Below are 14,805 nucleotides of genomic sequence, written 5' to 3'. Positions count from 1 at the left end.
CGGTGCCGCCGAGAAAGGCAGCTTCCCTTGCCCGTTGTCAGCACCAGGACGAGAGCGGTACTGGCGGGCCTGGGCCTGCTCCTCTCATGCCTCGCGGTACCCACGCTCACCGCGCCGCCCGCCACGGCCTCCGGCTCCGCACCGTCCGGTGACGCCCTCACCGGGACCGAGCAGATCCTCTTCCGGTCGGGGACCGGCGGTTACGGCTGCTTCCGCATCCCCGCGCTGGTCCGCACCGCGACGAACGCGCTCCTGGCCTTCGCCGAGGCCCGCCGCTCCCCCTCGTGCGCCGATCGCGGTCCGATCGACCTCGTGGTCCGGCGCTCCACCAACGACGGCCGCACCTGGAGTCCGGTCCGCGTGGTGACGACCGGGAGCCCGGACGACCCCCACGCGCCGTACACCCACAGCAACCCCGCCCCCGTCGCCGACCTCGTCACCGGCGACGTCCTGCTGCTCTCGACCTCCGAGCCGGTGCAGCCGGGCGGCAGGCGGACACCGCGTGTCCAGCGTTCCACCGACGACGGACTGACCTTCGGCGCCGCCCGCCCGCTCCCGAGATTCGCCGCCACCGACAGGGGCTGGTACGGCACCGGCCCCGGTCACGGGGTCCAGCTCACCGGCGGCGGGCACCCGGGCCGGCTGGTCGTGGGGGCCTACCAGGAACCTGATTCCTCGACCGCCTACATCGGCGTCCTGTACAGCGACGACGGCGGCGAGAACTGGCAGGCCTCCACCACCCCGAACTCCCATGTGAAGGACACCGTCAAACCGGGTGAGCCGACCGTCGCCGAGCTCGACGACGGGAGCCTGTACGTCAACGCGCGGAACAACGTCGACCCCGTCCACCGCACCCGCGCCGTGAGCACGGACGGAGGTACGACCGTCCCGGCCCAGCGGCCGGCCACCGGCCTGACGACACCGCAGGTCCAGGGATCGGTGCTCGCCCTGCGGCAGACGTACCGCAGCACCCCTGGTGACACGCTCGTGTTCGCGGCCCCCACCCACCCCACCGACCGGCAGGAGATGGGACTGCGGTGGTCGACGGACCGGGGCGTGACCTGGCAGCAGTCCTCCCGGAGCGGGATCAGCGACAACAGGGCCGGGTACTCCGACCTCGCCGAGCTCGTGGACGGCCAGATCGGGCTCCTCTACGAGGGCGGCACGGACTTCTCCGCCGCGCATCTCTACTTCAACCGGTTCACGCCCTCCTCCGTGGGCGTTCCCGGCACGGCTGCCGGCCCCGTCCATCCACAGCCCACGCCCGCGGCCGGCCGGACCACCCCCGACACCGGTCCGGACGCCAACGACGCCTACCTGGCGGGGGACGCCACGCTGGGCCCGGGCCGCTTCCAGCAGGCTCTCGTCCTGGACGGAGCCGGTGACCACGCCGAACTGCCCTACGCGCCGCCCCTCGACCCGGGCGCCGGAGACGTCACCTACTCGTTCTTCTTCCGCCACACGGCCTCGGCCACGAGTCCGCAGCAGGCCCTGATGTGGGCGTACGGCACGGGATCGGCCGAGCCGCAGCTGTGGATCAGGGCGCAGCCCGCGCAGGACCGGCTCTTCGTCTGGGCCCAGACGGCCTCGGGCACCACCGGGCTGGCGCTCCCGGACACGACGGCGTCCACAGCCTTCGGAGACGGGGCCTGGCACCAGCTGGCCCTGGTACGCACCGCGGGGCAGCTGACCCTGTCGGTGGACGGCAGGCCGCCCGCCGTGGCGACCGGGGTGACCGGATCCCTGACGGGCCCCCTCGACGCGGGCGTCGACGGAATCCGGCTCGGTGCCAAGGCGGACTCGACCGCCAGCGACTCCTACGCGGGCGCACTCGACGGCTTCCGGGTCCATCGCGCCGCCCTCACCTCCGCCCAGCTCGCGGCGCTGCGCACCGCCGACAGCGCTCCCGGCACCGAGGACACCCTGTCGGCGCATCTCCCGTTCCAGGTGATCGACCGCGCCGACGCCCCGGCCATGGTCCCCGTCGGCATCCAGGACGACGTCTCCGGCAACTGCGCCGACGGCACGCTGCTGGACGGGCTGCCCGCGGAGGCGGCGGGGCGGGTGGGGAGAGGAGCCATCGGTGTTTCGGCCACCCGGCCGGGCGTCGAGACTCCTTACGTGCCCGCCCTGGACGTGGGCTCGTCCGACTTCACGTACACCCTGTGGTTCGCCCACTCGGCCACGGCCTCGACGCCCAACGCGGCGCTGCTGTGGGCCTACGGCTCGACGTCCGGCAAACCCTCCGTGTGGGTGCGCACCCAGCCGGCACAGGACCGCCTGCTGGCCTGGGCCCAGACACCCGAGGGTCATGTCCAGCTCACTCTGCCGGACCCCGGATCGTCCACGGCTTACGGGGACGGCGCCTGGCATCTGCTCGCGCTGAGCCGCACGGGTGGGACCCTGCGGCTGAGCGTCGACGGCGGGCCGGCCGTGGAGGCATCCGGTCTCAGCGGCTCCCTGACGGGCGCGGCCGCAGAAGGGCTGCGGGTCGGTTCCAAGCCGGACCGCACCGACGTGCTCAACGGCAGACTGGACGATGTCCGTCTCTTCGACCGGGCACTGACACCCGCCGAACTCACCACAGTCGCGGCCTCCACGGTCGGCGGGGCCGGCGGCTACCCGGCGGACCGGCCCCGGGTCTGGTGGTCGATGGAGCCGGGCAACACCGAGGTGCACCAGGTCCAGCGCTCCGCCACCGGTCCGGCGACGCCGGACTCCTCAGCCCGCTGCAACCACGCCTACGTACGGGGTTCCGCGACCACGGGCGGCGGCAGATTCGGCTCCGCCCTGACGCTCGACGGCACGGACGACGGCGTCGAACTCCCCTACGGCGCCGACGAGGCGCTCGGAGCGGGCGACTTCACGGTCGCCCTGTGGTGGAAGTACTCCGCCACCCCGGCCACCGGCGATCAGGTGCTGCTCTGGGCCTACGGCACGGGAGGCGCGGAGCGCCAGCTGTGGCTGCGTGCCAGGCCCTCGCAGGACCGGCTGACGGCCCACTTCCAGACGGACGGTGCCACGACCGAGTTGCACGCGGTCGACACGAGCGCGGTCAGCGCTTTCGGGAATTCCGTGTGGCACCACGTCGTGCTCCAGCGGTCCGGTGACCGGTTGAGCCTTTCGGTGGACGGCACCGTCCTGGACGAGGCGGACACCGCGTCCGGTGCGGTGACCTACGGTGACGCGTTCGAGGTGTCCGGCATCCATCTGGGGACCCGGCCCAACGGCGCCGAGCACCTGAAGGGTTCGCTGGACGAGTTCGTGCTGGTGCGCCGGGCTCTGACGGCGGCTGAGCTGACGGCACTGCGCACGCTCGGCGCCGACCCGGGAACGGCAACGGTGGCGCGGCTCCCCTTCGAGACGGTGACGGCCACGGGCCACGCTCGCATGTGAGCCCGTGGCGGGGCGGGGTGCCCGGGCCCACCGGCCGCGGCACCCCGCGCCGCGCGGACACAGAGGCGCGGGGTGCGCCACCGCACGCCCTGGCCCGCCCGGCGGCCGCTCCGGCCGGGCGGGCGGGCGAGGACACCTCGGGGCTCGGCGGATACGCAGGACCGCCGGGCCTTGACCTCAACTTTGCTTGAGGTCCTACGGTCCAGGACATGGACTACTCACATGACGACGCGGGACTCGCACGGCAGCCCATCGGCTACTGGAGCTGGGCCGCCCACGACGCGACCGTGACCCACATCCGGGCCGCACTGGCAGAACACGGCCTGACCCAGCCCCCCTGGTGGGTCCTCAACCAGCTCACCGACGCGGACGAACGTGGCCGCCCCCGCGCCGAGGTGGTCGCGATGCTCCGCGGCTACCTGAACGTCGGCGACTCGCTGGAGCCCGAGATCGACACCCTCATCGCCAAGGGCCTGGTCACCGAGGACCCCACCACCCGCCTGAGGCTGACCGCCGAGGGCCACGTTCTGCGCGCCGAGGCGTTCGAGCGGGTCGGCAGAGCGAGCGCGGAGATCCACGCCGGAATCCCGGACGAGGAGTTCGTCGCCGCCCTCAAGGTCCTCCAGCGGATGATCCACAACGTGGGCGGCAAGGCCTGGCACCACTGAACCGCGCAAGGCCGCTCACACGCCGCTGAGCGAGAGCTTCGCCGCGAATCCGAGGAAGAGCACACCCGCCGCCGAAGTGGCCCCCGCAGACAGCCGCTTACGGCGGCGGAACGCGGCCGCGAGGCGGGTGCCGCCGAATATGAGCGCCGAGAGATAGAGGAAGCTGCCGATCTGCAGCAGCGTACCCAGCAGCAGGAAGGAGAGCGCCGGATAGGCGTAGCCGGGATCGACGAACTGCACGAAGAAGGAGATCAGGAACAGGATGGCCTTCGGGTTGACCATGCTCACCACGAGGGCCCGCCGGTAGGGGTGCTCCACACCCGCCGCCGGCGCGGCGCTCTCCTCCGCCAGCTCGGCGGCCCGCTGGTGACGTTCACGCCACATGGACGCTGCGGCCCGCATCATCCCGATCGCCAGCCAGGTCAGATAGCCCGCGCCCGCGTACTTGACGACGGCGAACAGCAGCGGCGTCGTCTGCAGCAGGGAAGCCGCGCCCAGCGCCGACAGCGTCATCAGGACCGTGTCCCCGGTCCACACCCCGGCAGCGGCCACATAGCCACTGCGCACCCCGCGCCTGGCGGCGACGGAGAGCACGTACAGCGAGTTCGGCCCCGGCAGAAGAATGATCAGTACCAGGCCGGCGAGATAGGTCGGAAGATCGGTGACACCCAGCATGAACGGAGTGTCGCACGCGGGTACGACACTCCGTTCAGCCGTCCGAAATGTGGCCGTTCAGTCCTGGTCACCGTCCAGCAGGCGGTTCACGGAGAGCTCCATCTCGACAGCCCATCCGCGGGCACAGGTGGTCGGCGGGATCACCCGTGAGGGCGGCGGCTCCTCAGAACGCGTCCGTCGGCACGTACGCGCCCCAGACCTCCCGCAGCGCGTTGCAGACCTCGCCCACCGTGGCCCGCGCCCTGAGCGCGTCCTTCATCGGATAGAGCACGTTGTCCGTCCCCTCGGCCGCCTTCTTGAGTTCCGCCAGCGCCGAGTCCACCGCCGCCTGGTCGCGTTCGGCGCGGAGCTTCGCCAGCCGGGCGGCCTGCTGGGCCTCGATCGCCGGGTCGACGCGGAGCGGCTCGTACGGCTCCTCCTCGTCGAGGCGGAAGCGGTTGACGCCGACGACGACACGGTCGCCGCTGTCCGTCTCCTGGGCGATGCGGTAGGCGCTGCGTTCGATCTCGTTCTTCTGGAAGCCGCGTTCGATGGCGTCGACCGCACCGCCCATGTCCTCGACCTTGCGCATCAGCTCCAGGGTCGCGGCCTCGACGTCGTCGGTCATCTTCTCGACGACGTACGAACCCGCGAAGGGGTCCACCGTGGCCGTCACGTCCGTCTCGTACGCCAGGACCTGCTGGGTGCGCAGTGCGAGGCGGGCCGACTTGTCCGTCGGCAGGGCGATGGCCTCGTCGAAGGAGTTGGTGTGGAGCGACTGCGTGCCGCCGAGGACCGCGCCGAGTCCCTGCACGGCGACCCGGACCAGGTTGACCTCCGGCTGCTGGGCGGTGAGCTGGACGCCCGCTGTCTGCGTGTGGAAGCGCAGCATCAGGGACTTGGGGTTCTCCGCGCCGAACTCCTCCCGCATCACCTTCGCCCAGATCCGGCGTGCGGCACGGAATTTGGCGACCTCCTCCAGGATCGTCGTACGGGCGACGAAGAAGAAGGAGAGCCGTGGCGCGAAGTCGTCCACGTCCATGCCGGCCGCGACCGCCGTACGGACGTACTCGATGCCGTCGGCGAGGGTGAACGCGATCTCCTGCGCGGGCGAGGCACCCGCCTCCGCCATGTGGTAGCCGGAGATCGAGATCGTGTTCCACCTCGGGATCTCGGCCTTGCAGTACTTGAAGATGTCGGCGATCAGCCGCAGCGAGGGCTTCGGCGGGAAGATGTAGGTGCCCCGGGCGATGTACTCCTTGAGAACGTCGTTCTGGATCGTGCCCGTCAGCCTGTCGGCCGGCACGCCCTGCTCCTCGGCGACCAGCTGGTAGAGCAGGAGGAGGAGCGAGGCGGGGGCGTTGATGGTCATCGAGGTGGAGACCTCGCCCAGCGGGATGCCGCCGAAGAGGACGCGCATGTCGTCGATCGAGTCGATGGCAACACCGACCTTGCCGACCTCACCGGAGGCGATGGGGGCGTCCGAGTCGTGCCCCATCTGGGTGGGCAGGTCGAACGCGACGGACAGGCCCGCCGTCCCGTCGGCGATCAGCTGCTTGTAGCGGGCGTTGGACTCGGTGGCGGTGCCGAATCCCGCGTACTGCCGCATCGTCCACGGCCGGCCCGTGTACATCGTGGGGTGGACACCACGCGTGAAGGGGAAGGCTCCCGGGGCGCCCAGCTTCTCCTCGGCCCGCCAGCCGTCGAGCGCGTCCGGCCCGTAGACCGGCTCGATGGGCAGTCCCGACTCGGATTCACGCGTCATGTGCTGTGCCTCCCGCTCAAGCTGTTCACTGGTGACGAACGTGCGACGGACTCGACTCCGACGGCGGTGCCACGGACTGCGGAAGTCCTCCCCAGGACCCTGCTCACAGCACGTGCCCGGAGGCCCGGACGCACGTTTTCTATCATGCGCAGGATTCGGCAACCGGGCAGGACGGGAATCCGTCTCATGAGACAGCCGTGCCACGCGACGGGTCAGGCGGGACCGGGCGGTGACGGACGCGACCAGGGGGCAGCCATGAGGCGTGGACGGACGGACAGGGACACGCGCAGAGTGCGCAGGGCTGCCGTGGCAGCGGTCGGCGTGGTCGCGCTCGCCGTCCTGACGGCGGGCTGCAAGGTCGAGACGGTGGGGGCTGCGGAGCCCACAGCCCTCCCGGCCGAGGCGCCGCCGCGCGTCACGGACGACGCCGAACCCGGCGGCGGACCGGCGAGCCCTTCGGCCACTCCCCCGCCCACCCCATCGCGGACACCCGGCGCACGGCCCTCTCCTCAGCCCAGCACTCTGATGTCCGTCGGCGACCGGAGCGAGCGCGTCCGGGAACTCCAGGCACGGTTGCGCCAGATCGGCCACTTCGACCGCAGCCCCACCGGCTACTACGGCTCCGCGACCGTCGCGTCCGTGCAGTCCTTCCAGGGCAAGCGGGGCCTGTCCCGCACGGGCAGGACCGACACCGTCACCTGGGAGCGGCTGCTCGCCATGACGCGGAAGCCGACGCCTAAGGAACTCGACCCGCCGGCCGCCGGTCCCGCGGCCGTGAAGCCCGACGCCCGCTGCATGGAGGGCCGGGTCCTGTGCATCAGCAAGAACAGCCGCACGCTGGCCTGGATGATCGACGGCAGGGTCGTCTCGTCGATGGACGTGCGGTTCGGCTCGCAGTACACGCCCACCCGTGAGGGCACCTTCTCGGTGTACTGGAAGTCCCGCCACCACGTGTCGACGCTCTACGACTCCCCGATGCCGTACGCCATGTTCTTCAGCGGCGGCCAGGCGGTGCACTACTCGTCGGATTTCGCGGCGCGCGGCTACAACGGTGCCTCGCACGGCTGTGTGAACGTGAGGGACGAGGGGAAGATCGCCTCGCTCTTCGCCCAGGTGCGGAACGGCGACAAGGTCGTCATCCACTGGTGACGGGTCAAAAATCCACTGGTGACGGGTCGACCGGGATCGGGGGCGCGGGCGGGACCGGGGGAACGTGTCCCGCCCGCGCCGGATGCGCTGAGCCGAAGGTACGGGGGGAACCCCGGCTCCTTGCGCGGCCGATGACCAGTCGGCACTCACTACTGCGCCGGTCTGCCGAAGAACGTTACAGCTGCCGCGTTCGTGCAGGTCAGCGCGTTGTCGAGGGAATCGCGGACAGTGAGCTCACCGTAGGGCCGGCCGCCGTCCGGAGGGCCTGGCCGCCCTGCGGCGAGTCGTCCCGCGTGCTCTCCGCGGAAGGCGTACGGAAGGTGACCGAGGGGAGAACGCCCTGGCTTCTCCCTCCGCCGCCGTCCCCGTCGCCCTTGCCTCCGCCCGGACCGTCCTCATCGGGCCCGCTCCCGCCGTCGCGGTCGATCGGGTTCAGCAGTCGGTCGCAGAAACGGGCCAGATTGCTCTCCCCGTCGGCCAGTTCGAGGAGCCGGCGCTCCTCCTCCCGGCTCAGGCGGTCCTCGCGGTAGGCGCGGCAGGCCTTGACCGACTTCTCGTACACCTCGGCCGGGGACCTTCCGGGCACTTCGCGCCCGTCCGTACCGTCCTCGGTGCCGTCCTCGGTGCCGCTGTCCGGATCGGCGTCCTCACGGTCGGGCGCGTCACCGCTGTCACGTCCGGTTCGTCCGTGGCTCCCCGCCGCTCCGCCGCCCGGCACTTCCGAGGGCTCCGGAGAGCTCGGCGGACGAGGTGTCCCGGAGGGCGCCGGCGCCGGCTCACCGGCGTCGGGCACCTCGGCACCCAGCTCCTCCGGGGACGCCGCCGCCGAGACGGAGGCCGCCGGAACCGGCGAGTGGTGGCCGCCGAACGGTGCGGGAAGCATGCCCGTGCCCGCGGCGACCGCAACACCGCCCAGCGCGCACCCGGCGAGCGAGACGGCGAGGCCGTAGCGCACCGGGCGGCTCCAGCGCGGGCGCCGGCGCGGGGCCGCGGGCGTCGACCCGATACGTACGGTGTGAAGCGCGTCCTGCCCAGCGGGTCCGCCGGGGCCCGCCGCGCCGGTCATCGGTTTCCCGCCGGACGCCTCACGGAAAGCCGCCAGTACGGCTTCCTCACCGGGCAGTTCACCTTCGGCCGGGCCGGGGGTCCGGAGCGCGAGCAGGGCGGCCTCCAGCCGCCGGGCCGTGGTTCTCGCGTGATCGTCGACGGGCTCGACGGGCTCGACGGACTCGCCACGGAGCAAAGTCTCCGCCGCGTCCGCATCAAGCCACTCGTGCTGCTCGTCGGCCATCACATGTCCTTCTGCGTCCACGGACGCGAATGCGTCACACCGGCGGGCGCCACCGCACCCTGGCGTCCGGGACGCTGCGCGGGTACGGCGCCGAGTTCCGCGCCCGCCGCCGGAATCTCGTCCTCCGGGCCCAGGTCGGCGCCGACCAGCTCGGCCAGCCGCTTCAGTCCGCGGTGCGCCGCGGTTCGCACCGCGCCGGGCCGCTTGCCCAGGGTCTGTGCCGCGCTCTTCGCGTCGAGGCCGATCACGACACGGAGCACGACCGCCTCGGCCTGGTCCTGGGGCAGCTGCGCGATGAGGGACATCGCGCGTCCGGTGGCCAGCGACTCCAGGGCCTCGCCCGCCGTGTCGGACTCGGCGGCCTCTCCCGCCAGTTCGCTCTCGTCACCGCCGATCGCCGGGCGCCTGCCCCGCATCCGTATGTGGTCGAGCGAGCGGTTCCGCGCTATCCGGGCCGCCCAGCCGCGGAACCGGTCGGCGTCCCCGCTGAACCGGTCGAGGTCACGCGCTATCTGCAGCCAGGACTCGGACGCCACGTCCTCGGCGTCCGGTTCACCGACCAGCGTCCGTATGTAGCCCAGCAGCCGCGGGTGCACGGCGCGGTACACAGTCCGGAAGGCGTCCTCGTCCCCGTCCTGTGCCGCGAGCACCGCGGCGGTCAGCTCCGCGTCGTCCCCCAGCACTCCCTCAACCCGCCCTGCTGATCCGAATCGTGGCTGGTCACCACTGCTGCGCCACCCTGCGCGACTCAGACGCTACGTTGTCCGACGGCGCCCCGTCCATGACTTGTACAACCCGCAACCTTCTCCTGACCCAGCGCGGTGTGACAGAAAACGCACCCGCGACGCTGAGATGAGTACGGGGTCGCCCTGCGGCCCTGTGGAAGACGGCCGGGGCCTCTCCTGTGGGGGGTGGCGGCCCCGGTCGTCGTCCTCTTTCCCTCCTGATGTCACCTCAGGGACGCGTCGCCGGCCCGTCCACGGCCGCGAGCGCGGCGGGACACCACGGCGCGCAGCACCCGACGGCCCTCGGTCGAGAGGTCCAGGGCCCGGCGCAGGCCCGCCGCCCCGGTGGTCTCGGCGAGACTCTCCAGGATCTCGGTCTGGCGGTGGACCTCTCCGGCGGCGAGCGGACCGGCGTGCGCAGCCCCTCCGTCCCTGTGCCCGGACGTCCCGCCGCCGTCGCCGGCCGGGACGTCGAACTCACGGTGGACCTCCAGCGCGAGGACCGAGCAGGCGTCCGCCCACGCGCGCAGCGGCTCCGCTCCGAAGTCCCGTGGCGCGGAGCCGAGCAGCGCACGGACGCGCGCCGCCGTGGCGTCGCTGCCCGCCGGGCCCTCCAGCACCGCGTGCACGGCGTCGAGCCGGCCCGCCCAATCCGCCCCGCTCTCGCAGGCCGCCCAGAGCGGGCGCAGCGGCTCCGGATCGTCACCTGCCTCCGGCGGCGGAAGAAGGCGGTCCAGACAGGCCACCCCGCTCGTCGCCAGACCTCGCTCGTCGGCACGAGCGATCAGCTGCAGCAGAGTCATCGGCGCCTCCCCCATCGGTCCATCTGTCCATCGGCCGGTCCTCGGGAGCGCACCGCTTCCCGTTACCGCGTACAGCGCCAGATGGCTGAAAAGCGTCACTCTCACGACATGAGAGATCACAGCAGGGCTCAGCCGGAGAGGCTCTCGATGCCCAGACGGTCCAGGAAAGCGAAGAAAAGTTCCTCTGCGGACCACTCGGGCCGCCCGATACGCAACAGTTCGAGCAAGGGGCCTTCGAGGACGGCCCGGCCGGTTTCGGCCGCCCACTCCACTGCCCGGGCAGCCGCGTCCTCGGGTGGCAGGAAAAGGTCCTCGAGTGTGGCGCCGTCCAGGCCGAGGTGTTCGGCCATGGGCTCCCTGCCGAGGCAGGCGTACCAGGACCCGCTGTGCGGCGCCGCCGCCTCGACGGCCACGCAGACGCCGTCCATGACGAACCCGAGGAGGACCGGCGCCCGGGCCGCGTCTGCCAGCGCGGTCATGCTCCCCAGCGAGGGCTCCGTGGGGTGGGCCCAGACCTGCCAGCCGTCCGCGCGGTACTCCCGCAGCGTCAGCCGGTCGCGCGCGTCCCGCAGCGCGGGGTGGCCGATGAGCGGCTCACCGCTGCGGCCGACCAGATAGCAGCCCCAGAAACCCACGTCCTGCTCCCCCCGCGGTCCGGGCTGCCATTCTTCCCCTCCCGCACCACGGGAAAGCGCGAAATCGGGTCAACCCGGATGAGCGGCAGGCGCCCCGCGCCCTTCCGGAGCGCGGAGCACCTGCTATCCGGAGCACCTGTCGTCAGGAGCACCCGGACACCGCTCAGCGGGTCTCGTCCGCGAGCTCCTGGAACTGCGTCCAGGTCAGCTTCGGCTCCCGGGGGTCCCACAGCTTCTGGGAGACCGCGTTGAGCGGCATCCGGATCCCCTCCGCCACCTGCGCCTGCGTCTGCGCGTTCGGGAAGTCGCCCCAGACCGCGAACCGGCCTCCCAGGATCTGCTTCGAATAGCGTTCGGCCACCGGCTCGGTACCGCGCAGGACGAACGGGGTCCACTGCTCGTAGATCCGCTTGCCGGTCGGGTACGTGAAGTCGTTGGGCTGGCCGAGCACGTAGTAGAGGTACTCGTCGTTGAGGTTGATCACCTTGCGGCCCTCGGCGAGGTACTCCTGGGGCGGCCGGGCGCCGATCTCCTTGCCGGTCCAGTACTCGACCTCGATGCCCTTGTCGGCGGTGACCGTCCCGCCGCTGAAGAAGCCGTCGTTCCAGGCCTTGGGGATCTTGTCGGCCTTGCGGATGACGGCGGCGCGGTCGTTCAGCCAGCCCTCCGTCAGGTCCTGGACGGTGGCGTCGTCGCCGTACTTCTCCCGTGCGGCCGCGGCCAGCTGCGGGTAGGAGGCCGCGGGATCGCTCACGGTGAGTGCCTGGTACTCGTCCGCGCCGACGTGGAACCAGTTGCCGGGGAACAGCTCGGCGTACTCGGTCAGCAGGTCGTCGACGATCTTCGCCGAGCCGGCCTTCGAGATGTCGATGGCACCCTCCCTGGCGACCCCCTGCGTGTTGCGCAGCTGGAGGTCGGGGTGGGCGCGCATGACGGCACCCAGGTGTCCGGGGGAGTCGATCTCACCGACGACCGTGATGTGGAGGCTCCGGGCGAGCTTCACGATGCGGCGGACCTCGGCCTTGGTGAGGTGCTCCTCGGAGACCACCTCGGGATGCGTGTCCGACTCGATCCGGAAGGCCTGGTCGTCGGAGAAGTGGAGGCCGAGCTGGTTGAGCTTGAGGTCGCCCATCTCGTGCAGCCTGTCCTCGATCCAGTCGGCGCTGTAGTGCTTGCGCGCGATGTCGAGGTTGAGCCCGCGCTGCGGCCGGTCGGGCGTGTCACGCACCACGCCCTCGGGCACGGTGCTGTCGGCGTTCAGCGACTGCTTGAGGGTGCGGGTCCCGTAGAAGACGCCCGCCTGCCCGGGGCCGCTGATCGTGACCCTGTTGTCCGCGGTCTTCAGGGTGTACGACTCCGGGTCGCCCTTGCCCGACGCGGCGAGCGCCAGCTCGACGTCACCGGACCTGGCGGACTTCTCGCCCCGGTAGCCGATCCTCAGCTCCCCGGCGAGCAGCTTCGCCTCGTCGGTGAGCTCGGGGTCGGCCGCGACGACCGCGCTGCCCTTCTCCGGTTTCCATCCGGGCCCGCGTGCGGCGGTGTGTTCGCGGACCGCGGGTATCGTCCGCGGCGTCGTGGAGAGCGGGTAGCTCCGGGTGGGCGACGGTGAGGCTGACGTGCGGGACGAGGCCGACGCGCCGCTCCGGGAGCCGGGGCCGGAGTCCTCGGGCCAGACGACGACGGTGAGGGTGACGGCGGCTGCCACCGCGACGGCGGCGCCTGCGACCAGGGGTGCGCGTGAGGGCGACATCGGTCAGAAACCTCCGGATCGGGGGAAAAACAGTTCAAAGAAGATGAGAAAGTCAGGCATATCCCCCGCCGATTCGTCCATCAAGCGTTCCGAAATCCTCCCGTCCGGGTGAATTTCTCGCATCCTTCGGTTGCGCGTCGCCCGGTCTCGCTAGCGTGGCAGCACACAGGAATCAGTCCTCACTCCCACCCACGCGCAACCTCGTCGCTCTCCGGCCCCTCTTCTCCAGGGTCACAGATGTCATTGATTCGAGGAGTCCCGCTGTCCAGGTCCAGCGAGTCCCACGCCGACCTGCCGAACGCACCCCAGCAGGCCGGGCGGACGGCCGTTCCCGTCCAGAACCGGGGCCCCGCCCCAGCCCTGGGGGAGGCACCCATGGAGGCCCCCGTTCCGGATCCAGTGTCCGTGAGTACGCGCCCGAGTGCCCACTCGAGCGGTCTCGGCCGCTTCAACGACTGGCGGCGGGACCTTGCCGAAGAGGCCCTGCTGGAGTGCTGCGGCAGCTCCCGCTGGGCGCAGCGACTGGCCGCCCACCGCCCCTACCCCGATCTGGACACGCTGCTCGCCGCGTCCGACGAGGCGGGTTACGACCTCGCGCCCGCCGACATCTCCGAGGCGCTCGCGTCGGAGAGCGCCCCCTGCCTGCACCATGACGCACCCCGCGCGGCCCACCTGGCGCTGCGCGCCGCGCACGCCGCGTACGAGAGCCGGTTCGGCCATGTCTTCGTGATCTGCCTCGACGGCCTGCACCCCTCCCAGCACGTCGACCAGGTGCTGGCCACCATCCGGACCCGGCTGACGCACGAACCCGACGAGGAGCGCGCCCTGACCGCGGAGGAGATGCGACGACTCGCCCGGGGTCGCATCATCGAGCTGGTGACGGAGGCGGGCCGGGCGCCAGGCCCGTTCCCCCCGGTGGCATATGACCCCCGGTAGCCCGTCCGTGCCTGTTTGACTGCCGCTTTGATCACACCGGAGGCCCCGCCGCCATGGAACCGACAAAGCGTCGCTACGATGGCCAGGGCCGGTGGACCGTACCCGGCCGGGTCAGACCGACAGTCAAGCCGGCCGACCCCAATCCCCGCTCCCGGAGGGTTCTTCCGTGCCGGCTGGAACGCTGTACCGCGGCCGGGAAGGCATGTGGTCCTGGGTGGCTCATCGAGTCACCGGTGTCCTCATTTTCTTCTTCCTGTTCGTACACGTCCTGGACACCGCTCTCGTGCGTGTCTCCCCCGAGGCGTACGACGACGTCGTGGCCACCTACAAGACCCCGCTCGTCGCGCTGCTCGAGTACGGCCTGGTGGCCGCCATCCTGTTCCACGCGCTGAACGGTCTCCGCATCGTCGCCGTGGACTTCTGGGCCAAGGGCCCGCGCTACCAGAAGCAGATGCTCTGGACCGTCCTGGGTATCTGGATCGTGCTGATGGTCGGGGCCCTGTACCCCGTCCTCGGTCACGCCGTACGTGAAGTCTTCGGGAGCTGAGGCCGATGTCCACCGAGACACCTTCTTCCGCGATCGGCGACGTCGAGGGCGTAAGCCTGTACGACGTCGACAACCCGGCCCCGGTGATCGAGCCCCCGCGCAAGCGCACGGGCAAGACCCCCAAGGGTTCGCGCACGAACTTCGAGATGTACGCCTGGCTCTTCATGCGCCTGTCGGGCATCGTGCTGGTCGTCCTCGTCATCGGTCACCTGCTGATCCAGCTGGTGCTCGACGGCGGCGTGTCCAAGATCGGCTTCGCGTTCGTCGCGGGCCGCTGGGCCTCGCCGTTCTGGCAGATCTGGGACCTGGCGATGCTGTGGCTCGCGATGCTGCACGGCGCCAACGGCCTCCGTACGGTCATCAACGACTACGCCGAACGGGACAACACCCGCTTCTGGCTGAAGATGCTCCTGTACACCGCCACGGTGTTCACCGTCCTGCTGGGCACGCTGGTGATCTTCACCTTCGACCCGAACATCCGCTAGG

Annotated in this window: 13 protein-coding genes; 6 read left to right on the top strand and 7 right to left on the bottom strand. The window is 71.3% G+C overall.

Annotated elements, in window-relative coordinates; translation table 11 throughout:
• Positions 1–27 precede the first annotated feature (27 nt).
• Both HED23_RS04410 and HED23_RS04405 read left to right on the top strand, forming a co-directional pair.
• Positions 28–3,396, top strand: a complete 3,369-nt coding sequence (locus HED23_RS04410) for a LamG-like jellyroll fold domain-containing protein (protein ID WP_238441842.1) — start codon at positions 28–30, stop codon at positions 3,394–3,396.
• Between the two features lie 209 nt (positions 3,397–3,605).
• Positions 3,606–4,064 carry a MarR family winged helix-turn-helix transcriptional regulator gene (locus tag HED23_RS04405; RefSeq protein ID WP_203182105.1) on the top strand — a complete coding sequence of 153 codons (459 nt, stop codon included), beginning with the start codon at positions 3,606–3,608 and terminating at the stop codon, positions 4,062–4,064.
• Between the two features lie 15 nt (positions 4,065–4,079).
• On the opposite strand, the gene leuE is transcribed toward HED23_RS04405, so the two are convergent.
• Both leuE and HED23_RS04395 read right to left on the bottom strand, forming a co-directional pair.
• Entirely contained in the window at positions 4,080–4,739 is a 660-nt protein-coding gene (leuE, locus tag HED23_RS04400; RefSeq protein ID WP_203182104.1) for a leucine efflux protein LeuE, read from the bottom strand.
• 163 nt (positions 4,740–4,902) lie between these two features.
• Positions 4,903–6,483 carry an acyl-CoA mutase large subunit family protein gene (locus HED23_RS04395; RefSeq protein WP_203182103.1) on the bottom strand — a complete coding sequence of 527 codons (1,581 nt, stop codon included), beginning with the start codon at positions 6,481–6,483 and terminating at the stop codon, positions 4,903–4,905.
• A 255-nt stretch (positions 6,484–6,738) separates the two neighbouring features.
• Here HED23_RS04395 and HED23_RS04390 point away from each other — a divergent pair, with 255 nt between their 5' ends.
• Complete coding sequence (locus HED23_RS04390) at positions 6,739–7,632, top strand: L,D-transpeptidase family protein (protein ID WP_203182102.1); 894 nt, start codon at positions 6,739–6,741, stop codon at positions 7,630–7,632.
• Positions 7,633–7,831: 199 nt separating this feature from the next.
• Here HED23_RS04390 and HED23_RS04385 read toward each other — a convergent pair whose 3' ends face one another.
• The 5 genes from HED23_RS04385 to HED23_RS04365 all read right to left on the bottom strand — a co-directional run bounded on the left by HED23_RS04385 (position 7,832) and on the right by HED23_RS04365 (position 12,836).
• Positions 7,832–8,923, bottom strand: a complete 1,092-nt coding sequence (locus HED23_RS04385; protein WP_203182101.1) for a hypothetical protein — start codon at positions 8,921–8,923, stop codon at positions 7,832–7,834.
• The gene (locus HED23_RS04380) at positions 8,923–9,606 is read right to left on the bottom strand and encodes an RNA polymerase sigma factor (protein ID WP_203182100.1); all 684 of its coding nucleotides are present in this window, start codon (positions 9,604–9,606) and stop codon (positions 8,923–8,925) included. Before HED23_RS04380 ends, HED23_RS04385 begins: the two co-directional genes overlap by 1 nt.
• A 266-nt stretch (positions 9,607–9,872) precedes the next feature.
• Entirely contained in the window at positions 9,873–10,451 is a 579-nt protein-coding gene (locus tag HED23_RS04375) for a hypothetical protein (RefSeq protein ID WP_203182099.1), read from the bottom strand.
• A gap of 128 nt (positions 10,452–10,579) precedes the next feature.
• Entirely contained in the window at positions 10,580–11,086 is a 507-nt protein-coding gene (locus HED23_RS04370; RefSeq protein WP_203182098.1) for a hypothetical protein, read from the bottom strand.
• Positions 11,087–11,249: 163 nt separating this feature from the next.
• Complete coding sequence (locus HED23_RS04365; protein ID WP_203182097.1) at positions 11,250–12,836, bottom strand: beta-N-acetylhexosaminidase; 1,587 nt, start codon at positions 12,834–12,836, stop codon at positions 11,250–11,252.
• Positions 12,837–13,211: 375 nt separating this feature from the next.
• Here HED23_RS04365 and HED23_RS04360 point away from each other — a divergent pair, with 375 nt between their 5' ends.
• The 3 genes from HED23_RS04360 (at position 13,212) to HED23_RS04350 (ending at position 14,804) form a co-directional block, all read left to right on the top strand.
• Positions 13,212–13,772, top strand: a complete 561-nt coding sequence (locus HED23_RS04360; protein WP_203187353.1) for a 2-oxo-4-hydroxy-4-carboxy-5-ureidoimidazoline decarboxylase — start codon at positions 13,212–13,214, stop codon at positions 13,770–13,772.
• Positions 13,773–13,938: 166 nt separating this feature from the next.
• On the top strand, positions 13,939–14,319 hold the full coding sequence (gene sdhC / locus HED23_RS04355) for a succinate dehydrogenase, cytochrome b556 subunit (RefSeq protein ID WP_014154475.1): 381 nt from the start codon (positions 13,939–13,941) through the stop codon (positions 14,317–14,319).
• A 5-nt stretch (positions 14,320–14,324) separates the two neighbouring features.
• Positions 14,325–14,804, top strand: coding sequence for a succinate dehydrogenase hydrophobic membrane anchor subunit (locus HED23_RS04350; protein ID WP_033297770.1), 480 nt, complete (start codon positions 14,325–14,327; stop codon positions 14,802–14,804).
• Position 14,805 lies beyond the last annotated feature (1 nt).

The organism is Streptomyces pratensis, from assembly GCF_016804005.1.
Lineage (GTDB): Bacteria > Actinomycetota > Actinomycetes > Streptomycetales > Streptomycetaceae > Streptomyces > Streptomyces pratensis_A.
The sequence above is the reverse complement of the archived record's forward strand: the minus strand, read 5'-3'. Positions and strand labels throughout refer to the sequence as shown.

Excerpts from the sequence above, each read along its gene's own strand:
- HED23_RS04385 (WP_203182101.1), bottom strand. The coding sequence starts at position 8,923 with ATGGCCGACGAGCAGCACGAGTGGCTTGATGCGGACGCGGCGGAGACT.
- HED23_RS04350 (WP_033297770.1), top strand. The coding sequence starts at position 14,325 with ATGTCCACCGAGACACCTTCTTCCGCGATCGGCGACGTCGAGGGCGTA.
- leuE (WP_203182104.1), bottom strand. The coding sequence starts at position 4,739 with ATGCTGGGTGTCACCGATCTTCCGACCTATCTCGCCGGCCTGGTACTG.
- HED23_RS04375 (WP_203182099.1), bottom strand. The coding sequence starts at position 10,451 with ATGACTCTGCTGCAGCTGATCGCTCGTGCCGACGAGCGAGGTCTGGCG.
- HED23_RS04360 (WP_203187353.1), top strand. The coding sequence starts at position 13,212 with ATGGAGGCCCCCGTTCCGGATCCAGTGTCCGTGAGTACGCGCCCGAGT.
- HED23_RS04365 (WP_203182097.1), bottom strand. The coding sequence starts at position 12,836 with ATGTCGCCCTCACGCGCACCCCTGGTCGCAGGCGCCGCCGTCGCGGTG.
- HED23_RS04405 (WP_203182105.1), top strand. The coding sequence starts at position 3,606 with ATGGACTACTCACATGACGACGCGGGACTCGCACGGCAGCCCATCGGC.
- HED23_RS04395 (WP_203182103.1), bottom strand. The coding sequence starts at position 6,483 with ATGACGCGTGAATCCGAGTCGGGACTGCCCATCGAGCCGGTCTACGGG.
- HED23_RS04390 (WP_203182102.1), top strand. The coding sequence starts at position 6,739 with ATGAGGCGTGGACGGACGGACAGGGACACGCGCAGAGTGCGCAGGGCT.